Source organism: Streptomyces sp. NPDC016309 (genome assembly GCF_043077235.1).
Lineage (GTDB): Bacteria > Actinomycetota > Actinomycetes > Streptomycetales > Streptomycetaceae > Streptomyces.
The window spans coordinates 511,938-537,122 of the sequence record NZ_JBIBSG010000003.1; the positions used below are offsets into that span (position 1 = coordinate 511,938).

At 73.9% G+C, this 25,185-nt stretch carries 17 protein-coding genes; 6 read left to right on the forward strand and 11 right to left on the reverse strand.

The window, feature by feature from the left end:
• The first annotated feature begins 73 nt into the window (after nt 1–73).
• Nucleotides 74–1,477 carry an NADP-dependent succinic semialdehyde dehydrogenase gene (locus ACF068_RS10135; protein WP_392273715.1) on the forward strand — a complete coding sequence of 468 codons (1,404 nt, stop codon included), beginning with the start codon at nt 74–76 and terminating at the stop codon, nt 1,475–1,477.
• A 55-nt stretch (nt 1,478–1,532) separates the two neighbouring features.
• On the opposite strand, the gene ACF068_RS10140 is transcribed toward ACF068_RS10135, so the two are convergent.
• Complete coding sequence (locus ACF068_RS10140) at nt 1,533–2,516, reverse strand: glutathione S-transferase family protein (protein WP_392273716.1); 984 nt, start codon at nt 2,514–2,516, stop codon at nt 1,533–1,535.
• Nucleotides 2,517–2,580: 64 nt separating this feature from the next.
• Nucleotides 2,581–3,432 (reverse strand): helix-turn-helix domain-containing protein, encoded by an 852-nt coding sequence (locus tag ACF068_RS10145; RefSeq protein ID WP_392273717.1) that lies wholly within the window; start codon nt 3,430–3,432, stop codon nt 2,581–2,583.
• A 192-nt stretch (nt 3,433–3,624) separates the two neighbouring features.
• Here ACF068_RS10145 and ACF068_RS10150 point away from each other — a divergent pair, with 192 nt between their 5' ends.
• The gene (locus ACF068_RS10150; RefSeq protein ID WP_392273718.1) at nt 3,625–4,755 is read left to right on the forward strand and encodes a hypothetical protein; all 1,131 of its coding nucleotides are present in this window, start codon (nt 3,625–3,627) and stop codon (nt 4,753–4,755) included.
• Nucleotides 4,756–5,096: 341 nt separating this feature from the next.
• Here the strand turns inward: ACF068_RS10150 and ACF068_RS10155 are convergent, their stop codons facing one another.
• From ACF068_RS10155 to ACF068_RS10165, 3 genes are all read right to left on the reverse strand, one after another.
• The gene (locus ACF068_RS10155; protein ID WP_392273719.1) at nt 5,097–5,480 is read right to left on the reverse strand and encodes a VOC family protein; all 384 of its coding nucleotides are present in this window, start codon (nt 5,478–5,480) and stop codon (nt 5,097–5,099) included.
• A gap of 99 nt (nt 5,481–5,579) precedes the next feature.
• Nucleotides 5,580–6,602 (reverse strand): PHP domain-containing protein, encoded by a 1,023-nt coding sequence (locus ACF068_RS10160; RefSeq protein WP_392273720.1) that lies wholly within the window; start codon nt 6,600–6,602, stop codon nt 5,580–5,582.
• A gap of 4 nt (nt 6,603–6,606) precedes the next feature.
• Nucleotides 6,607–8,691, reverse strand: coding sequence for a SpoIIE family protein phosphatase (locus tag ACF068_RS10165; RefSeq protein ID WP_392273721.1), 2,085 nt, complete (start codon nt 8,689–8,691; stop codon nt 6,607–6,609).
• Between the two features lie 231 nt (nt 8,692–8,922).
• On the opposite strand from ACF068_RS10165, the gene ACF068_RS10170 reads away from it, so the two are divergent.
• Nucleotides 8,923–11,454: an alpha-L-arabinofuranosidase C-terminal domain-containing protein gene (locus ACF068_RS10170; protein WP_392273722.1), complete on the forward strand. Its 2,532-nt coding sequence runs from the start codon at nt 8,923–8,925 to the stop codon at nt 11,452–11,454.
• A gap of 161 nt (nt 11,455–11,615) precedes the next feature.
• Here ACF068_RS10170 and ACF068_RS10175 read toward each other — a convergent pair whose 3' ends face one another.
• Both ACF068_RS10175 and ACF068_RS10180 read right to left on the reverse strand, forming a co-directional pair.
• A complete protein-coding gene (locus ACF068_RS10175) occupies nt 11,616–12,545 on the reverse strand; it encodes a hypothetical protein (protein ID WP_392273723.1) in 930 nt (309 codons plus the stop codon).
• Nucleotides 12,542–12,970: a hypothetical protein gene (locus ACF068_RS10180; RefSeq protein WP_392273724.1), complete on the reverse strand. Its 429-nt coding sequence runs from the start codon at nt 12,968–12,970 to the stop codon at nt 12,542–12,544. Before ACF068_RS10180 ends, ACF068_RS10175 begins: the two co-directional genes overlap by 4 nt.
• A 145-nt stretch (nt 12,971–13,115) precedes the next feature.
• On the opposite strand from ACF068_RS10180, the gene ACF068_RS10185 reads away from it, so the two are divergent.
• The 3 genes from ACF068_RS10185 to ACF068_RS10195 all read left to right on the forward strand — a co-directional run bounded on the left by ACF068_RS10185 (nt 13,116) and on the right by ACF068_RS10195 (nt 20,076).
• Entirely contained in the window at nt 13,116–16,562 is a 3,447-nt protein-coding gene (locus tag ACF068_RS10185) for a CHAT domain-containing protein (RefSeq protein WP_392273725.1), read from the forward strand.
• A 199-nt stretch (nt 16,563–16,761) separates the two neighbouring features.
• A complete protein-coding gene (locus ACF068_RS10190) occupies nt 16,762–17,814 on the forward strand; it encodes a tetratricopeptide repeat protein (RefSeq protein ID WP_392273867.1) in 1,053 nt (350 codons plus the stop codon).
• Between the two features lie 189 nt (nt 17,815–18,003).
• Nucleotides 18,004–20,076 (forward strand): SpoIIE family protein phosphatase, encoded by a 2,073-nt coding sequence (locus tag ACF068_RS10195; RefSeq protein ID WP_392273868.1) that lies wholly within the window; start codon nt 18,004–18,006, stop codon nt 20,074–20,076.
• Between the two features lie 9 nt (nt 20,077–20,085).
• Here ACF068_RS10195 and ACF068_RS10200 read toward each other — a convergent pair whose 3' ends face one another.
• The 4 genes from ACF068_RS10200 to chvE are packed head-to-tail and all read right to left on the reverse strand — an operon-like array spanning nt 20,086 to nt 25,184.
• Nucleotides 20,086–21,234: an aldose epimerase family protein gene (locus ACF068_RS10200; RefSeq protein WP_392273726.1), complete on the reverse strand. Its 1,149-nt coding sequence runs from the start codon at nt 21,232–21,234 to the stop codon at nt 20,086–20,088.
• 30 nt (nt 21,235–21,264) lie between these two features.
• A complete protein-coding gene (gene mmsB / locus ACF068_RS10205) occupies nt 21,265–22,494 on the reverse strand; it encodes a multiple monosaccharide ABC transporter permease (RefSeq protein ID WP_392273727.1) in 1,230 nt (409 codons plus the stop codon).
• Nucleotides 22,495–22,503: 9 nt separating this feature from the next.
• Entirely contained in the window at nt 22,504–24,039 is a 1,536-nt protein-coding gene (gene mmsA, locus ACF068_RS10210) for a multiple monosaccharide ABC transporter ATP-binding protein (protein WP_392273869.1), read from the reverse strand.
• A 32-nt stretch (nt 24,040–24,071) separates the two neighbouring features.
• Complete coding sequence (gene chvE / locus ACF068_RS10215) at nt 24,072–25,184, reverse strand: multiple monosaccharide ABC transporter substrate-binding protein (protein WP_392273728.1); 1,113 nt, start codon at nt 25,182–25,184, stop codon at nt 24,072–24,074.
• Nucleotide 25,185: the final 1 nt, after the last annotated feature.

Below are 25,185 nucleotides of genomic sequence, written 5' to 3' on the forward strand. Positions count from 1 at the left end.
CGCGGACGTTCGCGTTGCGGCGCCGCGACCTGGGCGGCAGGGTCGAGGCAGCCACTGCGAGGAGGACCCGCCCATGCCCATCGCGACCGTGAACCCCGCCACCGGCGAGACGCTCAAGACCTTCGACGAGCTCACGCCCGACGGGATCGAACGGTGCCTGGCCGCCGCCGACGCGGCCTTCCGCGGCTACCGCACGACCACGTTCGCCGAGCGGGCCCGCCTGCTGGAACGCGCCGCCGACCTGCTGGAGGCCGACCGGGACGACATCGCCCGCACGATGACCACCGAGATGGGCAAGCCCCTCGGCGCCGCCCGGGCGGAGGCGGCCAAATGCGTGAAGGCGATGCGCTGGTACGCGGCCAACGCCGAGCGGCTCCTCGCCGACGAGCACCCGCCCGAGGCCGACATCCGGGACTCCGGCGCGGTCCACGCGCGCGTGCACTACCGCCCGCTCGGCCCCGTCCTGGCCGTCATGCCGTGGAACTTCCCGCTCTGGCAGGTGGTGCGGTTCGCCGCCCCCGCTCTCATGGCGGGCAACGTGGGGCTGCTCAAGCACGCCTCCAACGTCCCGCAGACCGCGCTCTACCTGGAGGACCTCTTCCGCCGGGCGGGCTACCCCGACGGCTGCTTCCGCACGCTGCTGGTCGGCTCACGTGCCGTCGAGGGCATCCTGCGCGACGACCGGGTGGCCGCCGCCACCCTCACCGGCAGCGAACCCGCCGGCCGCTCCGTGGCCGCCGTCGCCGGTGACGAGATCAAGAAGACCGTCCTGGAACTCGGCGGCAGCGACCCGTACGTGGTGATGCCCTCGGCGGACATCGAGGAGGCCGCCCGGGTCGCCGTCACCGCCCGCGCCCAGAACAACGGCCAGTCCTGCATCGCCGCCAAGCGCTTCATCGTCCACACGGACGTCTTCGACGCGTTCCGCGAGCGCTTTACGGCGGGCATGGCCGCGCTGACCGTCGGCGACCCGATGGACGAGTCCACCGACGTGGGGCCGCTGGCCAGCGAGTCCGGCCGGGACGGGCTCCAGGAGCTCGTCGAGGACGCGGTCCGCCGGGGTGCGACGGTCCTGTGCGGCGGCGGCCGGCCGCGCCACCTGCCGGAGGGCCTGGAGCGCGGCTGGTTCTACGAGCCGACCGTGCTGACCGGCATCACGCCCGCCATGCGGATCCACCAGGAGGAGACCTTCGGCCCGGTCGCCACGCTCTACCGGGTCGCGGACGCCGAGGAGGCGGTGGCGGTCGCCAACGACACGTACTTCGGCCTCAGCTCCAACGTCTGGACGCGGGACGAGGAGGACGTCCGGAGGTTCGTCCGGGACCTGGAGGCGGGCGGAGTGTTCGTCAACGGCATGACGGCCTCCCACCCCGCGCTGCCGTTCGGCGGCGTCAAGCGGTCGGGGTACGGGCGGGAACTGTCCGGGCACGGCATCAAGGAGTTCTGCAACGCCACCACCGTCTGGCAGGCGTCCTAGCCGCACTCCCCGTACTGCCCCGGGCTCCCGGGCGCCCGGGCAGTACGGGGAGGGGTCACAGCGGAGGGACGACCTCGCCGGGCGGGGGAGGGGGCGGCGGCGTGCCGTCGCCGAACGGGCGCCCGCCCAGCTCCTCCCGGTGGTGCGGCGCCCGCCAGCCCCGCAGGTCCGGGCCGCGCGGCACGATCCGCGTCGGGTTGATGTCCTCGTGGACCACGTAGTAGTGCCGCTTGATGTGGTCGAAGTCCACCGTGTCACCGAAGCCGGGCGTCTGGAACAGGTCCCGCGCGTACGCCCACAGGACCCGGTCCTCGGTGAGCTTGTTGCGGTTGCACTTGAAGTGGCCGTGGTAGACGGCGTCGAACCGCACCAGCGTGGTGAACAGCCGTACATCCGCCTCGGTGATCGTGTCCCCGACCAGGTAGCGCTGCCCGGCCAGGTGCTCCGACAACTGGTCCAGCCGGGCGAACAGCCGCGCGTAGGCCGCGTCGTACGCCTCCTGGCCCTTGGCGAACCCGGCGCGGTACACGCCGTTGTTCACGTCCTGGTAGATGCCTTCCATCCGCTCGTCGATCTCGTCGCGCAGTGCCTCCGGGTAGAGGTCGGGCGCGCCCTCGCGGTGCAGGGCCCGCCACTCGGTGGACAGGTCCAGGGTGATCCGCTGGTAGTCGTTGGACACCAGTCGCCCGCTCGGCACGTCGACGAGCGCCGGCACGCTCACCGGGCCGTCGTACCCCTTCTCCCTGGCCTCGTACGCCTCGCCGAGGAAGCGGATGCCCAGGACCGGGTCCCGTTCGTCGGGGTCGAGGGTGAAGCGCCAGCTCCGCTCGTCCTGCACCGGGTCGGCGACGGCGAGGGACAGGGCCTCCTCCAGTCCCAGCAGCCGCCGCACCACCAGGGAGCGGCTCGCCCAGGGGCAGGCCCGGCTGACGACCAGCCGGTACCGCCCGGCCTCCACCGGCCGGCCGTCACGGCCGTCGGCGGTGATCCGGTCCGTGAAACGGCTCGCGGACCGCGTGAACTCGGCGGAATCGCGCACGATGCTGCCCTTCCCGGTGGACGGTGACGGACGTCCGCCCCGGGTACCCCTTCCGGGCGGTGCCTCACCCGCCCGTCCCGGCCCGGTCCACCGGGTCGTCCGGCCGGGCGCGCAGCGACGGGGTGCGGAGGCGGCGCGGGCCGGGGTGGAAGACCAGGACGATCAGCCGTGACCCCGGGGCCGCCATGGGCTGGGCCGCGCACATGGTCACCCAGCCGCGCCCCAGGACCGGGTGGCACAGCGGCCGCTGGTCGCCGTCGAGGTGGCTGTAGGAGCTCGCCTCCTCGTAGAGCGGGGCCGCCACCGGGTCGGCCAGGACGTCCTGCTCGATCGCGCACAGCGTCTTGTCGGACGGGTCGGCGGCCAGCGCCACCCGAAGCTGGGGGAGGACCAGCGGGGCCCAGGCGGTCTCCCAGTCCGCGAGGACGTCCCGGGCTCCCGGTTCGACGGTCATCCACCGCATGGCGTTGGCGGGCACCCGGCGGTGCGGGAACAGCGCCGCGAAGGGGGCGTTGTGCGCCAGGACGTTCCATGAGCGGTCGTTGATGTACGCGGGGTGGGAGACGCCGCGGAGGATCTCCTGCCAGACGCCGGGGAGCTCCTCCCCGGAGCGGAAGTCGAGCGGGCGGGGCGGGTCCTGGCCCAGCGCGTACCGCCACAGCGCGATCCACTCCTGCTCGTTCATGCGGAACAGCCGCGCCACGTCCTGGAGGAGGTCCACCGGCGGATTGGGGTAACGGCCCGACTCCAGACGGCCGTAGGTGTCCGGGGCGCGGTGCAGGATCTGGTCGATCTGCGCCTGGGACAGCCCGCGCGCACGCCTGCCCTGCCGTGTGGGGCGTGTCAGTCCCTGGCTCTCCGGCGTGATCGACGCCCGGCGCTCGCTGAGCAGGAGACGCAGTGCAAGCTTGTCCATGACGCTTTCTTCCCCAAGGGGGCGGCCGCCGGTGGTGCCGTGGCCGCCGTGGTGTGCCGCGGCCCCTCGCGGGAACAGAGCGCGGAAGGGCCACACGGGTACGCTGGCCCGTCGCACGTCAGCGATCAAGCGTTCGCGTGGTGCGTACATGCGCACGGCGCACACACGCAGGCGTAAACGGGGGCAAGAGCGATGGAAGAGGACAGTTCCGTGCGCGGCGGTTCCGCCGCCCACGCCCGGGAAGGGGACCGGGGACGGGCGCCCGCGCCCGGGTGGGCCGAGGAGCGGGCCGGTGCGCCGGCCGGCGGCCCCGACGCCCTGTCCCCGGCCGCCAGGGCCCTGTACGCGTCGATCACCCGGGGCGAGCCCGCCGGCCCGGCGGACGGCGCGGCGCTCCGGGAGCTGCTGGCCTGGCACCTGGTCACCGTCGACCCCGACCGGCCCGGGGCGCCGATCGCGCTGGACCCCCAGGAGGCGGGCCGGCGGCGGCTCGACGAGGGGCTGCGGGAGCTGGCCGCCCGGGCCGCCGGCATGGCGGCCGTCCCCGCCGTCGCCGACGAACTGGCCCTGCACTTCGAGCGCGCCAAGTGGCGTTCCGGGGCGGGCAGCGAGTTCCTCGCCGAGCCCGAGCAGGTCGGCGCCCGGATCGGCGAGGCCGTGGGCCAGGCCGAGACCGAGCTGCTGACCGCCCAGCCGCTCGGCCCCGCCGGCGCCGACGCCCTGGAGGCCGCGTTCGCCCGGGACGTCCGCGCCCTGGCCCGCGGGGTGCGGGTGCGCACCCTGTACCGCGACGGCGAGCGGGACGACGCGGCGACCCGCGACCGGGTGACCCGGCTCACCGCGCGGGGCGCCCAGTTCCGCACGCTGGCCGCCCCGTACCAGAGCTGTGTCGTCGTCGACCGGCGCCAGGCCTTCATCCCCGACCACGTGGTCAACTCCACGCCCACGCACGCCGCCTGGCACGTGATGGACCGGGCGCTGGTCGCGTTCATCGCCGAGGGGTTCGAGGACGCCTGGCGGCGCGCCGACATCTGGCACGGCGACCCCCGGCGGGCCGCCCCCGACGACGGCGGCGGACTGACCCACCGTCAGCGGGAGATCCTCATCGACACGGCGGCCGGCGTCGACCAGCGCATCACCGCCCGGCGGCTGAGCATCGGGCTGCGCACCCTGACCAAGGAACTCGGCGTGCTGCGCGCCCGCTGGGGCGCTCCCACCCTCGCGGCGCTCTCCTACCGCTGGGCCCTGTCCGCCGAGCGCCGGCGGATGGCGGAGGAGGTGGCCGGAGCGGAGGAACAGCGGGGTGGGGGGCCCGGAGCGTGACGATCCGGCCTCCGGGGCCCGTCCGTTGGCCGAAGGTTTTTCACGGAAGAAGCATCAGAAGAAATCCCGTGGGGATTGCTGCATCCTGGACGGGTTGATCGGCTCGTCCACCGGGCGCCGCCGGTCCGCGAAACCGCTATTACGGGGGGCGTTGTCCGCGCCTCATGCCAGAAACGGGCAACGCAGGGCACGGGCAGCGTGCCCTGCCGGGCATCGCGTGGATACCGCAAGGTCGAGCCAGGGCCTTACGGGCCGCCACACCGAATCATCGGTACGTCCCCCGTGATAGGCGGCGGACCCCGACCCGCCCGCATGCGGCGCGAGTCCACCCCGGCCCGTGGTCAGACGGGCTCGATCCGGCCGCGCAGGAGGCAGAACTCGTTGCCTTCCGGGTCGGCCAGCACGTGCCAGTCCTCCGTGCCGGTCTGGCCGACGTCGACGCGCCGGGCGCCGAGCCCCAGCAGCCGCTCCAACTCCGCGTCCTGGTAGCGGTCGGTGGCGCTGACGTCGATGTGCAGCCGGAGCTTCCCGGTCCGCGGATCGTCGCTGGGGCTGAGCACGAGGACGGGCTGCGGCCCGCCGAAGCCGGTGCCGGCCGGCCCGATCGCGATGCTCCCGTCGTCCTCCCGCTCCAGCTCGACGTACCCGAGGACCCCGGCCCAGAACGCGGCGAGCCGCTCGGGATCGGCGCAGTCGACGACCAGCTCACTGATACGGCATGCCATGCGCGCCAGTGTACGAAGGGCACGCGGCCCGGGCGACGGCATTCTTCCGCAGCCCCCATGGGCCCGCGCCTCGGCCGCCCCCCCGGCGGGCGCCTCGCCTCAACCGGCCCCGGGGGCCCGGCGCGTACGGGTCCAGGTGAGCAGGTCCTCGGCGGACCAGGTGTTGACGACGCGGTCGGCCGGGACGCCGCACTCCTCGGCGCGGGCGCAGCCGAGGACCTGCCAGTCGAGCTGCCCCGGGGCGTGGGCGTCGGTGTCCACCGCGAAGAACACCCCGGCGTCCACGGCCTGCCGCAGCAGCCGCCGGGGCGGGTCCAGGCGCTCCGGCCGGCTGTTGATCTCCACCGCGGTGCCCGCCTCGGCGCACGCCGCGAACACCCGCTCCGCGTCGAACTCCGACTCCGGCCGCTTCCCGCCGACCAGCCGGCCCGTGCAGTGGCCCAGGACGTCCACCAGGGGGTTGCTCACGGCCCTCACCATCCGCCGGGTCATCGGCGCGGCGTCCATCCGCAGCTTGGAGTGGACCGAGGCGACCACCACGTCCAGTTGGTCCAGGAGTTCGTCCTCCTGGTCGAGCGAACCGTCCAGCAGGATGTCGCACTCGATGCCCGTCAGCAGCCGGAAGGGCGCCCAGCCCTCGTTCAGTTCCGCCACCACGTCGAGCTGCTCCCGCAGCCGGTCCGCCGTCAGGCCGCGGGCCACCGTCAGCCGGGGCGAGTGGTCGGTGAGCACCGCCCACTCGTGGCCGAGCGCCGCCGCGGCCCGACCCATGGCCTCGATGGGGCTCCCGCCGTCCGACCAGTCGGAGTGCAGGTGGCAGTCGCCGCGCAGCGCCGCCCGCAGCTCCGCCCCCAGCCCCGGCGCGGCCTCCGCCTCGCCCTCCAGCTTCCGCAGGTACGCCGGCACCTCCCCGGCCAGCGCCTCCCGCACCACCTGCGCGGTCTTCGGGCCGATGCCCTTCAGCCGCTCCAGGGTCCCGGCCGCCGCCCGCTCGGCCGCCTCGCCCTCGCCGAGCGCCGAGAGCGCCGCCGACGCGGTGCGGAAGGCCCGCACCCGGTACGTCGGCGCCAGTGACCGCTCCAGCAGATAGGCGATCCGGTCCAGTGCCTCGACGGGGTCCATGGCCTCAGGCCTCCTCCGGTCGTCCGCCCGTTCGTCCGCCCCGTGACGACGGGCCGATCTCGCACCACACCGCCTTGCCCTCGCCGCGCGGTTCCACGCCCCACCGCAGGGCCAGCGCGTCCAGCAGCAGCAGTCCCCGCCCCGAGGTGGCCGCCTCGCCCGGTGTACGGCGCCGGGGCCAGGCGCTGGAACGGTCCTGCACCGTCAGCCGCACCCGCCGCACCGGTTCCGGCAGCACCTCCAGGGTGAGCACCGCGCCGCCCTCGGTGTGCAGCAGCACGTTCCCGAGCAGTTCCCCGGTCACCAGCTCGGCGTCGTCCGCGAACGCCCGCATGTCCCAGTCCCGCAGCGCCCGCCGGACCACCGCCCGCGCCTCCGAGAGCCCCTGCGGGTCGGCCTGGTGGATGTACTGGTGGATGCGCGGCGCCCGCGGGGTGCCCGGGTCCGGGCTGCGCCGCAGCACCAGCAGAGCCACGTCGTCACCGGCGCCCCACCGCTCCCAGAACCGCTGCGACAGGTGGTCGGCCAGCGCCTCCGCGCCGGGCGGCCCGCTGCTCACCGCCGCCTCCAGGGCGTCCATGCCCTCCCCGATGTCCGCCCCCGGCTGTTCGACCAGCCCGTCGGTGCACATCACCAGCGTCTCGCCGGGCACCAGGTCCAGCCGCGTCTCGGGGAACTCCTCGTCCCCGAACACCGACGCCACCCCCAGTGGGAGGCCCCCCGGCAGCTTGGGCCGCCCGACGCGCCCGTCCGTGTGCCGGATCAGCGGCCCCAGGTGGCCCGCCCGCACCGCCCGTACCGTGCCCGAATCCAGGTCCACCTGGGCGTACGTACATGTGGCGAACCGCTCCGTGTCCAGCTCCGCGAGGAACCGGGACGCCCGGGCGAGCACCGTGGAGGGGGCGTGGCCCTCGCCCGCGTACGCCCGCAGCGCGATCCGGAGCTGGCCCATGATGGCGGCGGCGTGCGTGTCGTGACCCTGGACGTCACCGACCACGATGCCGACCCGCCCCCGGGGCAGCGGGACCACGTCGTACCAGTCGCCGCCGACCTGCCGGCCGCTCCACGCCGAGTGGTACCGCACGGCGATCTCCCCACCCTCGACCGCCGGGATGCGGCGGGGGAGCATGGTGGCCTGGAGGCCCGTGGCGAGTTCGCGCTCCTCGTCGAACAGGATCGCCCGCTGGAGCGACTGGGCGACGATGGCGGCCAGCCCCAGCGAGAGGTTCCGCTCGTCGGCGCTGAAGGCGGTGCGCCCCCGGTAGAACAGCGCCATCCCGCCCAGCGTGCGCGCCTGGGCGACCAGCGGCAGGTAGGCGGCCGCCCGGAACCGCATCCTCCCGGCGAAGGGGGCCAGCACCGGGTAGTCCTTGATCAGCTCCTGGAACGAGCTGCTGAACAGCGGGCGCCCGCTCAGCACGGTCTCCGCCAGCGGCATCCCGGGCTCCAGCCGCCGCATCCGCAAGTGCTCCAGGACGTCCAGGGACTCACCGCTGAGGGCGATGATGTTCAGCGAGCCGTTCTCGACCAGGCCCAGCGCGAAGCCGTCGGCCCCCAGCCGGGCCAGGCCCCCGGGGCCGGTGAGCGCGGCGGTGACGTCGTCCACCGTCACCGCGCGCGACAGCGCCTGGGTGGTGCGCTCCACCATGTTGGTCTGCCGTTTCCGGCGCTTCTCCAGCTCCAGCACGAAGGCGGAGTGGGTGATCTCGGAGGTGGCGTCCCGGACGATCCCGACGATCCGGTGGGCCCGGCCGTCCCGGTCGCGCAGGATGCGGGCCTGGACGTGCGTCCACTGCACGGAACCGTCGTCCAGGGGGATCTGGAAGCGCGCGGCGTACGAGGACCGGCCGCTGGACAGCGCCTCCCTGATCACGGCGTCCAGCCGGGCGCGCTCCTCGGTCTCCAGCCGGTGCACCAGGGAGGCGGGCCGGGCGTCGAACGTACCGGGCGCCAGGCCGAACACGAGGAGCCCCGCCTCGTCGATGTCGATCGTGCCCGCGTCGAGGTCCCAGTCGAAGCTGCCCGTACGGTTCATGGCGAGCCGCTCGGTGGGCCCGATCTCGCCGCTGTGTGCCCGGTTGTCCGTCATCCCCCTCATTGTCGAGCCGGTCGGGCGGGAACGCCAAGGCATCGGCGCCGCCCGGCGGGCCGGACGGGCGCCGGTGGCGGTCGACGTTCGGTGAGACGGCCCTACCGCTGGGTAATCGGAAGCGGGCGGCCGGGAGGGTTGACGCCCCAACTGCCCCTCCCTATCTTCCTGTTCGAAGTTCTGGTCAACGTCCGGTATTTCGAACAACTGAAGACATCCAGGAGCACACACATGGCACCCATACGGCCGAGGCTCGTCCTCGCGCTGGCGGCCCTCATGGTGGGCACGGCCATGGCCGCCCCCACCCGGGCCGACGCCCCACCCCCGGCCGACCACACGATCACGGTCACCCCCGACCGGGCCGGCCCGGCGATCGGTCCGACCATGTACGGCGTCTTCTTCGAGGACATCAACAACGCCGCCGACGGCGGCCTGTACGCCGAGCTCGTCCGGAACCGCTCCTTCGAGTTCGGCCCCGCCGACAACCGGTCCTTCACCCCCCTCACCGCCTGGCAGCAGACCGCGACCGGCGGCGCCACCGGCACCCTCCAGGTCGTCGACGACGCCGAGCGCCTGAACGAGCGCAACCGCCACCACCTCCGCCTCGCCCTCACCGGCGCCGGCGGCGAGGGCGCCCGCTTCGGCATCGTCAACAGCGGCCACGGGGCCGGCATGGCGCTCAGGGAAGGCGCCCGCCACGACTTCTCCGTCTGGGCGCGCACCGACAGCGCCGCGGGCACCCGCCTCACCGCCGAGCTGCGCACCGCCGACGGCACCCCCGTGTCCACGCCGCTGGGCATCACCGTGCGCGGCGACCGCTGGACCAAGTACACCGGCACGCTCACCCCCGAGGTGACGACCACCGGAGGGCGCCTCGCCGTCACCGCGGCGGGCGGCGGCACCCTGCGCCTCGACATGGTCTCGCTCTTCCCGCGCGACACCTACAAGGGCCGGGCCAACGGGCTCCGCAAGGACCTCGCCGAGAAGATCGCCGCCCTGGAGCCCGGATTCCTCCGCTTCCCCGGCGGCTGCCTGGTCAACACCGGCAGCCACCGGGCGTACGAGGCGCCGGACTGGGAACGCCGCCGCTCCTACCAGTGGAAGGACACCATCGGCCCGGTCGAGCAGCGGGCCGTCAACGCCAACTTCTGGGGTTACCACCAGAGTTACGGCCTCGGCTACTACGAGTACTTCCAGTTCGCCGAGGACATCGGCGCGATGCCGCTCCCCGTGGTGCCCGCCCTGGTCACCGGCTGCGGCGAGAACCGGGCCACCGACGACCCGGCGCTGCTGGAGCGGCACATCCGGGACACGCTCGACCTGATCGAGTTCGCCAACGGCCCCGCCACCTCCGCATGGGGCCGCAAGCGTGCCGCCATGGGCCACCCGAAGCCCTTCGGCCTGACCCACCTCGCCGTCGGCAACGAGGAGACCCTGCCCGACCAGTTCCTCAGCCGCTTCACCGCGTTCCGCGAGGCCATCGCGGCCAGGTACCCGGACATCACGGTGATCAGCAACTCCGGGCCCGACGACGCCGGGAGCGTCTCCGACCGCGCCTGGCAGCTCAACCGGGAAGCCCGCGTCGACATGGTCGACGAGCACTACTACAACAGCCCGCAGTGGTTCCTGCGGCACAACGACCGCTACGACGCCTACGACCGGAAGGGCCCCAAGGTCTTCCTCGGCGAGTACGCCTCGCGCGACGACCGGTTCCGCAACGCGCTGGCGGAAGCCGCCTTCATGACCGGCCTGGAGCGCAACGCCGACGTCGTCAGGCTCGCCTCCTACGCCCCGCTGCTCGCCGACACGGACACCACGCAGTGGCGCCCCGACATGATCTGGTTCGACAACCACCGCTCCTGGGGCTCGACCAGCTACGAGGTGCAGAAGCTGTTCATGACCAACACCGGCGACCGGGTCGTACCCAGCCGGGCCACCACCACCCCCGCCGTCTCCGGCCCGATCACCGGGGCCGTCGGCCTGTCCACGTGGGCCACCAGCGCCGCGTACGACGACGTGGAGGTCACCGCCGCGGACGGGACCACGCTCCTGGAGGACGACTTCTCGGCCGGCGACACCCGCTGGACACGGGCCACCGGGCGGGGCGACTGGACGGTCCGGGACGGCGCGTACCTCCAGACCGACGCGACCGCCGAGGACACCCTGGTGACGGCGGGCGACAAGGGCTGGCACGACTACGACCTGCGGCTGAAGGCCACAAAGAAGTCCGGCAGGGAGGGCTTCCTGATCGCCTTCGGCGTCCGGGACACCGGCAACCACTACTGGTGGAACCTGGGCGGCTGGAACAACACCCGCTCCGCCGTCGAGGCGGCCGTGGACGGCGGCAAGGAGACGCTGACCGAGAACGCCACCACCATCGAGACCGGACGCACCTACGACATCCACGTCAAGGTCCGCGGGCGCCAGGTCACCCTCTACCTCGACGGACGGGAATGGGGTAGCTTCACCGACGACAAGCCCGCCGAACCCTTCCGGCAGGTCGTCACCCGGGACAAGGGTGACCTCGTGGTCAAGGTCGTCAACGCCGGGGCCGCGCCCGCCCGCACCCGCGTCGACCTCGGTACGGCGAAGGTCGCCCCCACGGCCCGGCTCATCACCCTCACCGGGGCACCGGACGCGGTGAACACCGCCGACGCCCGGCCGGTCCGGCCCCGGACGTCCACCCTTCGCGGGATCGGCGAGGAGTTCACGTACACCTTCCCGGCCCACTCCGTCACCTTCATGCGGATCAAGGCGGGATAGAAGCGCGGAAAGGCCCGGCCGGGCACCCGGGCACCCGGACACCCGGCCGGGCACCCGGACCCCCGGCCGAGCCGGCCGGGAAGGCCCCCTTCCCGGCGGCACCGCTCCCCGCGCCCCGGCACCCGGCGGGCCGTGCGGCGCGCGCCCGGGCGCACCCGGGATCAGCCGCCCTGCCCGGGCTCCGGCTCCTTGCGCAGCGCCCGGGAGAGGCGCTCACCGACGACCCGGTCGACGCTCCCGTCGCACTCGACGCCCAGCGCCGCCGCCACGTCCCGCAGGTGCAGGTCGGCGAGCGCCTCGGTGAGCTCGCCGAACGCCTCCGCCGCGGCCCGCCCGCGCCGTACCCCCGCGACGACCGCGACCCCACCCGCCAGCCCCGCCGGCCACCACCAGAACGCCAGCACCAGGTACCCCGCGCCCCAGGCGCACAGCCGTGCCGACGCACTCAGCCGCACGCGGGCGGCGTGCAGTTCGGCCCGTGTGCCGTCGGAGGCCAGGAGCCACAGGTGCGGCCAGGCGGCTGCCAGGTCCACCCGGTGGGCGCGCCAGAGCCGCTGCCCCGGCGCGGCGAGCCGGTCACCCGTCCCGAAGGGATGACGGGGCGGCGCCGCGGCGATGCGGCCACGGTCGGCGTAGCGGCGCTCCGCGACGGCGGCGAGCCGGTCGGCCTCCGGCGCCCCCTCGATGCGTGCCCGGCCGGCCGTGACCAGCGCGGTGCGGAAGGCCGCGTCGGCGGCGCGCCAGCGGCGCAGCCGGCGGTCGGCGAGCCGCCGCAGCAGCGGCCCGCGCGGCTCCGCGCACCACAGCAGCTCCACCCCCGCGCCCAGGCTCTGGGCCGCCGCACCCGTCACCGCGGCACCGGCCAGCACCCCCAGAGCCACCAGGACGACCGTTCCGGTGCTCCCCGAGGCGGGGGAGGAGGCGAGGGCGTCGAGCCAGGACCGCAGCCGCCCGACATCGGCCCATCGCTCGTGCCCCAGCACCACGGCCGTGGTCAGCGTGGCGAGGAAGAGCAGCCCCGGCAGGGCCAGCAGCGTCAGCCACCGCTCGGCGATCCGGCCGCCCAGCGCGCTGAGGAAGGCACTGGTCACCGCAGGGGCACCGCGCGCAGCGGCCGGTCGAACACCCGGCAGCCCGGGTGCGGGGCCTCCTCGGCGGGTGCCTCCACCCGCCCGCAGTGACCGAGCGGGCAGGCCAGCACGTGCAACGCCGGGTGCCCCGGCCCCGCGACGGGGAGACTTTGGTAACCGGGCGGGGGCGGCGGAGTCGTGCGGTAGGAGCCCAGGCCGGCACTGTGCCCGGCCACGAGCAGCTCCTCCTCCAACTCGTCGAAGACGTCCTCCAGTTCCTCGGGGGCCCGGCCGGCCCGCAGGCCGGAGACGATGGACTCGACGAGCCCCAGGCCCCGTTCACCGAGCTCCAGCGGTCCGGAGTCGTCCGTCAGCCGCCGGCACAGCTCTCCCAGCCTGGCGTGTCCGGCTCGCGGCCCCCTTCGCCCCCCGGTCTCGATCTCCACCGTTCCCCCTCGGACGCCGGATGTCGGTCGCCGTGATTGTACGTCCACCGAACGACCGCGGTCCGGCGGTCCGTTCGCTATCGTGAGCACGGGCCGACGGTATCGAGGGGCCGCGGTCACGGCCGCGTGACACCGGGGGGTGGGCGTGTTCCGCACGAACCGAGCGCGAGCGGCGGAGGACCCCGACGCGGGACGGGAGGCCGATCGGCTGCTGGCCCACCACCTCCGGACGGGCGACCGGCAGGCCCTCGACACGGCGATCGACCTCTACCGGCGGTACCTCGCGTCCCCGGCGGTGGACGCCGCGCACGCCGCCACCCGGGCGGGCAACCTCATGGTCGCCCTCCACAGCCGGTACCAGTTGGTGCGGCACCCGGACGACCTGGACGCCCTGGTGGAGCTGGGGCGCCGGCAGGCGGCCCGTGAGCCGGCGAACCCCCAGGACGTACGGCTCCTGGGCATCGCCCACCAGCAGAGGTTCGCCGTCCGGGAGCGACCCGAGGACCTCGACCGGGCGGCGGAGGCGTTCGAGCGGGCGGCCCTCCTGCCCCAGGAGGCCGAGACCGCGGCGCAGTCCCTGGGCGGACTCGTCGAGGTGCTCCGTCTGCGGCACGGGCTGGCCGCACGGACGCCCGGCCGGCCGGGCGCCCGGGACCCCGCGGCGGACCTCCTCCGCGCCACGGACGCCGGACGGCGCGCGCTCCGGGTGTTGCCGGCCGGATCGCCCGCCCGGCGCGTTCACCTGAGCAACCTCGCCGGGCTGCGCCACGACGCGTACCTCGTCGACGGGGACCTCGATGCCCTGCGTGAGGCCCTCGACCTGTGGCGCGCCGCCGTGGAGGCCGTCCCGCCCGGCGACCCCGACCGCCCGCTCGTCCTCGGGAACCTCGGGCACGGCCTGCGCCAGTGGCACGAGCACGCCTCCGACGACACCCACCTCCCGGAAATGCTGCGGACCCACCGCATGGCCCTGGCAGAGTGCCCGCACGGCTCCCCGGCCCGTGCCGAGCGGCTCGCCGGGCTCGGCATCGCGCTGCGCCTGGCCGCCGAGGCCACCGACGAGCCGGCCCTGCTGGAGGAGTCGGCGGCCCTGCTGCGCGAGGCCCTGACCCTGTTCCGCCCCGGCACCCCGGAGCACGCCAACAGGCTGAAAAGCCTCGGGAACACCTTGCACAGGCTGGCGCAGCGGACCGGTGACGCGGCGCTGCTCGACGAGGCCGTCGCCACCTTGCGCGCCGCCCTCGCCGAGCAGGAACCGGGCACGGAGGAGTACGCCGGGACCCTGGCCAACCTCGCCGTCACCCTGCGGCAGCGCGCCCTCCAGACCGACGACCTGACCTCCCTGTGGGAAGCCGCCCGACTGGCCAGGGAAGCGCTCCACGCGTCCCAGGCACCGCCCGCCGCCCAGGTCGTGCGTCTCGGCAACCTGGGGGTGGTGCTGCAGAGCTGGCACGGAGCTACCGGGGACACCGCGGCCGCCGGCGAGGCGATCGACGCGGCCCGTCGGGCGCTCGCCCTGGCACCCGCGGCCGGATTACCGCGCGCCGACCGGCTGAACCACCTGGCCAACGCGCTGCGGGCCCGGTTCGACGACACCGCCGACGTGGCGGACCTCGACGAAGCCGTCGCACTGCTGGAGGAAGCAGCCCGGCAGGCCCCCTACGGCGACCCGGCGCTCGCCATGGTCCTCTCCAACCTCGGCTCCGCCCGGCTCACCAAGCACCATGTCACCGGCGCGCCGGGCGAGTTGGAGCAGGCCGTCAGCGAACTGGGCCGCGCCGTATGGGCCGTCACCGAGCACACCTCGACCCACGGCGGCCATCTGAAGGCGTACGGGGACGCGCTGCGTGCCCTGTACGAGCGGGACGGCGACCGGGGAGTGCTCCGTGCCGCCGAGGACGCCTACCGGCAGGCCGCCGAAACCACCGCCCTGCCCGCCCACGAGCGGGTCCTCGCGGCCTGGGAGTGGGGCGCCGCCGCCGCCGACGGCCAGCGCTGGGCCGAGGCCCTGCCGGGCTACCGGCTGGCACTGGACCTGCTGCCGTTCGCCGCCTCCGGCCGGCTGGTCCGCAGTGACCAGGAGCGCGGCCTGTCCCGGGTGCGGGGCCTGGCCGCCGAGGCCGCCGCGTGCGCGGTCAACGCCGGGCGGCCGGAGCAGGCGGTGCTCCTGCTGGAGCAGGGCCGGGGTGTCCTGCTGGGCCGGGCCATGGCCACCCGCGACGGGCTCGGACGCCTGCGCGGCGCCCACCCCGCACTCGCCGAACGCTTCGCACGGCTGAGGGAACGGCTCGACGCCCTGGAGGCCGCCGGCGTCGCGGACACCGCGCAAGGCCTGTTGCCGGCCGACACCACCGACCGGCGGCACGCCCTCGCCGCCGAACTGGAGGACCTGGTCGCCGAGATCCGCTCCCGGCCCGGCTTCTCCGACTTCCTTGCCGCGCCCTCCCCCCGGGCCCTGGCGGCGTGCGCCGACCGGGGCCCGGTGGTGCTCGCCTACTGCAGCGCGTACCGCAGTGACGCACTGGTGCTGCGGGACGGCGAGGTCGTTCTCGTGCCGCTGCCCGACGCCACCCCGGAGGCCGTCGGCGAGCAGGCCGACCGCCTCGCACGCGCACTCGCCGACGCGGCCGACCCCGCCCGCGACCGGGCGGCCCAGCAGGCGGTCGACGAGGTGCTCCGCTGGACCTGGGACCACGTCACCGGCCCCGTGCTCGACCGGCTCGGCCTGCACGGGCCCCCGCCGGGTCACGAGTGGCCGCGCCTCTGGTGGTCGCCGGGGGGCGCCCTCGCCTCCCTGCCGCTGCACGCGGCCGGTCACCACGGCGAGGGCCCCGGCACGGTGCCCGGCGACGGAGCCGCCCCCGCGCCGTATCCGGCGGGGCCCGGACCCCGGACCGTGCTGGACCGGGTGGTCTCCTCGTACACCCCGACGGTCGGAGCCCTCCGGTACGCCAGGGCCCGGGCCGCCGCGCCGCGACCGCACGGCCGGCTGCTCGCCGTGGCCCTCCCGCAGACCCCGGGCGCCCGGCCGCTCGGCGGCGCGCGGCGGGAGGTGGAGGTGCTGCGGGGCCTCGTCCCCACCGACGTACTGCACGGGCAGGACGCCACCTTCGAGCAGGTGATGGAAGCCCTGCCCCACCACCCCTACGTGCACTTCGCCTGCCACGGGGTCAGCGAACCGGACGACCCCTCGAACGGCCGGCTCCTGGTGCACGACCACCCGACCCGTCCGCTGACCGTCCGCGCGATCTCCCGGCTGGACCTGCCCGCCGCGCGGCTCGCGGTGCTCTCCGCCTGCGAGACCGCGCGGGGCGGCGGCGAACTGGCCGACGAGGCGATCCACATCACCTCGGCGTTCCAGCTCGCGGGATACCCGAGTGCCGTCGGAACGCTCTGGCCGGTGCACGACGTGGTGGCCGTCCGCGTCACGCGCCTCCTCTACCAGGGCCTGTGTGCCGGCGCGGCAGGCGACGGCCCGGAACTCGACGACACGAGGGCGGCCACCGCCCTGCACCAGGCGGTCCTGCGCTGCCGCGCCGCCTTCGCGGCCAGTCCCAGCCTGTGGGCGGCACACGTGCACGCGGGCGCCTGACGACACCCGGAGCGACGAGGAGGCTGTCACGATGAGCCGATGGTGGCGGCGGCGAGCCGCGGAGGACGGCCGGGAGGCAGGCGCCCAGCCGCTGCCTCACCGGACGCACGAGAACCCACCAGGAACAGGCGAGCCGCCCACGGCGGAGTCCGGAGGCACGAGGCGTCCCGGCGGGGGACACATCACCCTCTCCGAGGTGATGGAGGGAGGGGAGGAGCAGGAAGTCTTCCGCATCGACATCTCCCCCGAGCAGGCCGCCGCCATGCGGGCGCAGTCCGCCATCGACCGGCTGGGCCCCGAGCACCCGGAAGCCCTCACCGCCATGCGCGCCCTCGCCCGCGTCCTCGCGTCCGCTCCCGGGCGGGGCGGGGAGGCCGTCGAGCTCTACCAGCACGTCGTACGCACCCAGTGGACCGTCCTCGGCGACCGCGACGAGGAGACCCTGCGCACCTCCGCCGAACTCGCCGGCCTCCTCCACGAGACCGGTGACCTGCGCCTCGCCGAGGAGGCGTGGCGCGACACCTTCCGCCGCCGCGCCGAGACGCTCGGCCGTGACCACCCCGGCACACTGGCCTGCGCGACCGGCCTCGCGGCGGTCCTTCAGGACCTGGACCGCGCCCCTGAGGCCGAGCCGCTGCTGCGGGACGTCCTGGAACGCCGTGTCCGGCTGCTCGGCCCCGACCACCCCGACGTCCTGACCTCCGCGAACACCCACGCCGCCGCGCTGATCAGGTGCGGCCGCCACGAGGAGGCCGAGCGCGCCCTGCGCGGCCTCGTGCCCCGGCTGGAGGACCGGTACGGGAGCGCGCACGAGCGCACGATCGCCGCCCGGACCAACCTGGGCGCCGTCCTGTGCCGGCTGGACCGCTACGCCGAGGCGGAACAGCACCTCCGTACCGTCGTGCAGGTGTCCGACGCGACCTTGGGCCCGCACCACGAGTCCACGCTGTCGGCGCGCAACAATCTCGCCGCCGTCCTGCACGGCATGGAACGCTACGAGGACGCCGTCCCCATCCTGCGCGCGATCCTCGACAGCAGCGAGACCCTGCACGGCGACGACCACCCCGCCACCGTCGCCGTCCGGGACAACCTCGCCAACGTACTGATCGACGTGGGCCGGCACGCCGAGGCCGCCGAACTGCTCGACCGCTGCGTACGCGACTACCGGCGGATCCACGGCCCCGGACACCCCCGGCTGCGGGCGGCCGAGGAGAGGCTGGCCTGGCTGCGGGAAGGACCGGCCGCTCACTGACCCCGTGCGCCGGGCACCCGGCGAACCGGCCGGCCCGTCCACCGCCGAACCGCTCCCGGCCACTGCCGAACCGCTCCCCGCCATCGCCGAACTGCGCCCGGCGGTCCGCCGGGGCACGCTTGAAGCGTGAAGAACCCCGAGGAGGCCGGCTCGGGCCTGCGGTCGCTGGGCACCGCCCTGTCCGACGCCATGCGGCGGACGGGCGCGGCCATCGGCATGGTCTACCTGCGCCCGCCCGGGGAGAGCGCCCTCCGCCTGGCGGTGCTGAGCGGCGTCTCGCTGGAGTTCGCCGCCCCGTGGATGCGGGTCATGCCGCGCGACCCCGTGCCCCTGGCGGACGCCGTGGCCGAAGGACGGCTGGTGTGGATCGGGGACCGGGAGGAGATGGCCCGCCGCTACCCCCGGCCGGGGCTCGTCCTGCCGTACGCGTTCTCCCTGGCCGCCGCCCCGATCTCCGGTGCGGGCACCACAGGGGGCGGCCTGGTGCTGCTGTGGCCCGGGGGGCACGCACCGCGGCTCGCCGCGCCGGAGGAGGACGCCGTCCACAGCGGCTGCGACCGCATGGCGCAGATCCTGGCCCGCGCGGACGACGAGGGCCGGCCCGTGGTCCCGGGGCGGACCCCCCGGATCGTCCGTCCCACCCGGCGCACCCCCGGGCCCATCGAGGCCACGGCGGCGGTGGAGTTCGTCCACCGCCTGCCCGGCGGGAGCTGCGCACTGGACCTGAACGGCCGTGTCACCTTCTTCACCGAGGAGGCGGCCGACCTCCTCGGGGTCGCCGCCGAGGAACTGACCGGCGCCCTGCCGTGGGAAGTGCTCCCCTGGATGGACAACCCGGCGGTCGAGGACCGGTACCGCGCGGCGGTCATCAGCCGCCGGACCACGTCGTTCACCACGCTGCGCCCACCCGACCACTGGCTCCGCTTCGAGCTGCACCCGGACGCCACCGGCATCAGCGTCCGCATCACCCCGGCCGACCCGGAAGGAGGCGCCGCCGGTACGGGCAGCACCCGCCAGGAAGAGGAGGAGCACACGCCGCAGTCCGTCCTGCCGAGCCGGGCGACCAGCCTCTACCACCTGATGCACCTGGCCGCCACGCTGACCGAGGCCGCCGGGGTGCAGGAGGTGATCGACCAGGCCGCCGACCAGATCACCCCTGCCCTCGGCGTCCACGCCCTCGCCCTGCTGACCGCCGAGGACGGCCGCCTGCGGGTCGTCGGCCACCGCGGTTACGCCGAGGCCGTGGCCCGGTTCGACTCCGCCCCGCTGGCCTCCGACACCCCGGCGGCCCGCGTCCTGGTCACCCGGGCCCCGCTGTTCTTCGGCAGCCGGGCGGAACTGGAGCGTGACTTCCCCGACGCGGTCGTCCTGGGCAGCGCCGGCGCCGCCTGGGCCTTCCTGCCGCTGATCGCCTCGGGCCGCCCGGTCGGCTCGCTGGTCCTCGGCTACGACCGGCCGCGGAACTTCCACCCGGGCGAGCGGGCCATCCTCACCTCGCTGGCCGGTCTCCTCGCCCAGGCCCTGGACCGGGCGAGGCTCTACGACAGCAAGCACGAACTCGCCCGGCGCCTCCAGGCGGGCCTGCTGCCGCACACCCTTCCGCACGTCCCCGGACTGGAGGTCGCCGCCCGCTACCTGCCCGCCGGCCACGGCACGGGCGTCGGCGGTGACTTCTACGACCTGATCAGGCTCAGCGGCACGACCGCCGCCGCGACCATCGGCGACGTCCAGGGCCACAACGTCGAGGCCGCGGCCCTCATGGGGCAGGTGAGGGCCGCCGTCCACGCGAGCGCCGGCGCGCCGCCCGGCGAGGTCCTCGCCCGTACCAACCGCCTGCTGACCGACCTCGACCCGGGCCTGTTCACGAGCTGCCTGTACGCGCACATCGACCTGAAGCACCACCGGGCCCTGCTCGCCACCGCGGGCCACCCGCCGCCCCTGGTGCGCCACCCGGACGGGCACACCGAGGCGCTCGACATGCCGCCCGGCCTGCTCCTGGGCATCGACCCGGCCGCCGACTACCCCACGGCCGGGCTCGCCCTGCCCCTGGGCACCGTGCTGGCCTTCTTCACCGACGGCCTCGTCGAGTCACCCGGTGTCGACATCGACGACGCGACCGCCGAGCTGGCCGGGCAGCTCGCCTGGAGCGGGGACGAGAGCATGGACGACCTGGCCGACGCGCTCATCGGCCACGCCCGTGAGTCGGCTCCCCGCCACGACGACATCGCCCTGCTCCTGCTCCGCACGGTCGCGCCCGTCTGAGGCGCCGGCTCAGCGCGCCGAGAAGCCGTGCACCGTGGTCGACCGGTACGTCCGGCCCGGCCGCAGCACCGTCGACGGGAACGCCGGCCGGTTCGGCGAGTCGGGGAAGTGCTGCGTCTCCAGGCACAGCCCGTCGCCCTGCCGGTACGTGCGCCCGGACGGCCCGGCCAGCGTGCCGTCCAGGAAGTTGCCCGAGTAGAACTGCACGCCCGGCTCGGTCGTCGCGATCGTCATCGTGCGCCCCGAGCCGGGGTCGCGCAGCGTCGCGAAGGGCAGGGGGCGGGCCGTGACGCCCTTGTCCAGCACCCAGTTGTGGTCGTACCCCTGGGCGAGGACCAGTTGTGGATGCGCCGTGCGGATGTCCTCGCCGATCGTCTTCGCGCGACGGAAGTCGAACGGTGTGCCCGCCACCGGCACCAGTTCGCCGGTCGGGATGAGGGTCGCGTCGGTCGGGGTGTAGCGGGAGGCCGCCAGCCGCAGCTCGTGGCCCAGGACGTCACCGCTGCCCTCGCCCGCCAGGTTGTAGTAGGTGTGGTTCGTCAGGTTCACCACCGTGGCCCGGTCGGTGGTCGCCGCGTAGTCGACGCGCCAGTCCCCGCGCGGGGTGAGGGTGTACGTCACCGTCACCCTCAGCGTGCCCGGGTAGCCCATCTCGCCGTCCGCGCTCACGTACCGCAGCACCAGGCCGACGCCCGTGCGGTCGGAGAACGGCTCCACGTCCCACACCCGTTTGTCGAACCCCTGGGCGCCGCCGTGCAGGCTGTTCGGCCCGTCGTTGACGGACAGCCGGTACTCCGTGCCGTCCAGGGTGAAGCGACCGCCCCCGATCCGGTTGCCGTACCGGCCGATCAGCGCCCCGAAGAACGGCGACGACGACACGTACGCGTCGAGGTCGTCGAAGCCCAGCGACACGTTGGCGTACCGGCCGCGGCGGTCCGGTGTCTCCAGGGACTGCACGATGCCGCCGTACGACAGCACCTTCAGCCGCGTGCCGCCGTTCTCCAGCGTCCAGCGGTGCACCTTCGTGCCGTCGGCGAGCCTGCCGAAGAGTTCCCTCACCGGTCTCCCGCCTCCCGACGCGTACGCGGTGGCCGGGGCCGCCGCCGTGAGTCCCGCGGCGGCCGCGGCCGCCAGCACCGTCCGTCTGCTCGTCTCCATCAGAACTCCCGAAGTTCTCGAAGGGGTGGACTACTTGCCGGCCCTGCGCTTGTTCCAGACGTCGAACCCGACCGCGGCGAGCAGCACGAGCCCCTTGATGACCTGCTGGTAGTCGGTGCCGACACCGACCAGCGACATGCCGTTGTTCAGCACGCCCAGCACCAGGCCGCCGATCACGGCGCCCATCACCGTGCCGACGCCGCCGCTCATCGAGGCACCGCCGATGAACGACGCGGCGATCGCCTCCAGTTCGAAGTTCAGGCCCGCCTGCGGGGTGCCCGCGTTGAGCCGGGCCGCGTACACGCAGCCCGCCAGGGCCGCCAGCACGCCCATGGTGACGAAGACCAGGAAGGTGACCCGCTTGTCCTTGACGCCCGACAGCTTCGCCGCCGCCTTGTTGCCGCCCAGCGCGTACACATGGCGTCCGATCACCGCGTTGCGCATCACGTAGCCGAGAGTGATCAGCAGCGCGCACATGATGAGCATGACCACCGGCACGCCGTGGAAGCTGGCCAGCGTCAGTGTGAACGCGACAACGGCGGCCGTGACGGCGGTGCACTTCAGCGCCCACAGGGCGAACGGCGGCACGTCCAGCTCGTGGGCGAGCTGCCGCCGCCGGTCCCGCCACTCGCGCAGCAGCAGGAACACCACCGCGACCAGCCCCAGCAGGAGGGTGGGGTTGTGGTACTGCGTGTAGGGACCCATCTCGGGGATGAACCCCTTGGCGATGTTCTGGAAGCCGTCGGGGAACGGGGCGATCGACTGCCCCTCCAGCACGATCTGCGTGAGCCCGCGGAAGAGCAGCATGCCGGCCAGCGTCACGATGAACGACGGGATGCCCACGTACGCGATGAAGAAGCCCTGCCAGGCGCCCGAGACCGCGCCGATCAGCAGGGACAGCACCAGCGCGAGCACCCACGGCATGTCGTGCTTGACCATCATCACCGCCGACATGGCCCCGACGAAGGCGACGACCGAGCCGACGGACAGGTCGATGTGGCCGGCGATGATGACGATCATCATGCCCATGGCCAGGATGAGGATGTAGCCGTTCTGCTGGATCAGGTTGGAGACGTTGTTCGGCAGGAGCAGCGTGCCGTCGGTCCAGATCTGGAACAGCACGACGATGAACGCGAGCGCGATCAGCATGCCGTACTGGCGCATGTTGCCGCGCACGCCGTCGAGCAGCAGCGCGAGCGCCGACGGCCGCGGCGGGGCGTCCTGCGGCCGGGGGCGTGGGGGAGTGGTCGTGGTGGTCATGGCGGGGCCTCAGCTTCTGTTCGTGGTCATCCGGCGCATCAGGACTTCCTGGGTGGCGTCGGCGCGGGCGACCTCACCGGTCAGCCGGCCCTCGGCCATCGTGTAGATCCGGTCGCACATCCCGAGCAGCTCCGGCAGTTCGGAGGAGATGAACAGCACGGCCTTGCCCTGCGCCGCGAGCCGGTCGATGACGGTGTAGATCTCGTACTTGGCGCCCACGTCGATCCCGCGCGTCGGCTCGTCGAGGATCAGCACCTCGGGGTCGGCGTGGATCCACTTGCTGAGGACGACCTTCTGCTGGTTGCCGCCCGACAACCGTCCCACCTGCTCGAAGACGGTCGGCGCCTTGATGTTCATCGTGGTGCGGTACCGCTCGGCGACGCGGCGCTCGTGGTGCCCGTCGACGAAGCCCCGGCGCCGCATCCCCGGCAGCGAGGCCAGGGAGATGTTGCGGTTGATGTCGTCGATCAGGTTCAGGCCGTACGTCTTGCGGTCCTCGGTGACGTACGCGAGGCCTGCCTCGATCGCCGCCGGCACGGATTTCGTCGCCACCTCCCGCCCGCCCACCTCGACCGTTCCGGCCGCGTGGATGCCGTACGAGCGGCCGAAGACGGACATGGCCAGCTCGGTACGGCCCGCGCCCATGAGCCCCGCGATGCCGACGATCTCGCCGCGCCGCACGGTCAGGGACACGTCGTCGACGACCGTGCGCTGGTGGTCGACCGGGTGCCGGACGGTCCAGCCGCGTACGGCCAGCGCGACCTGGCCGGCGTCGTCGCCCTCGTACGGCGTGCGGTCCGGGAACCGCTGGTCGAGGTCGCGGCCGACCATGCCCCGGATGATCCGGTCCTCCGACAGTCGCGGTTCGGCGTCCGGGGTCTCCCGGACCGTCAGGGTCTCGATGGTCCGCCCGTCGCGGAGGATCGTCACGGAGTCGGTGATCCGCCGGATCTCGTTCAGCTTGTGCGAGATGATGATGCTGGCGATGCCCTGGTCGCGCAGCCCTAGGATCAGGTCGAGGAGCTTGGCGCTGTCCTCGTCGTTGAGCGCGGCCGTCGGCTCGTCGAGGATGAGCAGCTTCACCTCCTTGGCCAGCGCCTTGGCGATCTCCACCAGTTGCTGCTTGCCCACGCCGAGGTCGGCGACCGGCGTCTGCGGCTTCTCCCGCAGCCCCACGCGCTTGAGCAGCGCGCCCGCCCGCCGGAGCGTCTCGTTCCAGTCGATCAGCCCGCGCGTCGCCCGCTCGTTGCCCAGGAAGATGTTCTCGGCGATCGACAGGTACGGGACGAGCGCCAGCTCCTGGTGGATGATCACGATGCCGTGCCGCTCGCTGGCCCGGATGTCCTTGAAGGCCACCGGCTCGCCCTCGAAGCGGATCTCGCCCTCGTACGAGCCGTGCGGGTGGACCCCGCTGAGCACCTTCACCAGGGTCGACTTGCCCGCGCCGTTCTCGCCGCAGACCGCGTGGACCTCCCCGGGCCGAACCGTGAGGTTCACCTCGGAGAGCGCCGTGACGCCGGGGAACGTCTTGGTGATCCCGCGCATCTCCAGTACGGGCCTGTCCGCCACGGGCCGCGTCACTTGAGCTGCCCGGCGGTGAAGTAGCCCTCGTCGACGAGGAGCGTGGTGTTGGTCTTGTCGATGCTGACCGGGTCCAGCAGGAACGACGGCACGGTCTTCTTGCCGTTGTGGTAGTCCTTCGTGTTGTTGACCTCGGGCTTCTTCCCGTTGAGCACGGCGTCGCCCATCTCCACCGCCCGCGCGGCCAGCTTGCGCGTGTCCTTGAAGACGGTCTGCGTCTGCTCGCCACGGATGATCGACTTCACCGACGCCAGCTCGGCGTCCTGCCCGGTGACCACCGGCAGCGGCCGGCTCTTCGTGCCGTAACCGGCGCTCTTCAGGGCGGAGATGATGCCGATGGAGATCCCGTCGTAGGGGGAGAGGACCGCGTCGACGCGCTCCTCGCCGTAGTTCTTGCTGAGGAGGTCGTCCATCCGCTTCTGCGCGGTGCCGCCGTCCCAGCGCAGTGTGGTCGCCTGGCTCATCCGCGTCTGCTTGCTGCGCACCACGAGCCGGCCGCTCGTGAGGTACGGCTGGAGGACCTTCAGGGCGCCGTTCCAGAAGTACTTCGTGTTGTTGTCGTCGGGCGAGCCCGCGAACAGCTCGATGTTGTAGGACGCGCCCCGGGCGGTCGCCGGTCCCAGCCTCAGCGCGTCGACGATGTACTGCGCCTGGAGCCGGCCGACCCGTTCGTTGTCGAACGACGCGTAGTAGTCGACGTGTTCGGTGCCCATGATGAGACGGTCGTAGGAGATCACCGGGATGCCCGCGTCCTCCGCCCGCTGGAGCACCTCGGTGAGGGCGGAGCCGTCGATCGCGGCGACCACCAGCAGCGTGCGCCCCTTGGTGATCATGTTCTCGATCTGGGCGATCTGGTTCTCGACCTTGTCGTCGCCGTACTGGAGGTCGGTGTCGTACCCCGCCTTCCGGAACTGCTCCGCCATGTTCTCGCCGTCGGCTATCCAGCGCTCCGAGGCCTTGGTCGGCATGGCGAGGCCGATGGTGCCTCCCTTGCCGCCCGCGGGCTTGTAGCGGCTGCCGCCCCTGGCCTCCTGGCCGCAGGCGGTGAGTGAGACGGTGAGCAGCGCGGCGAGCGACGCCGCCACCGCGGTTCTGCGGGAGATGCGCATG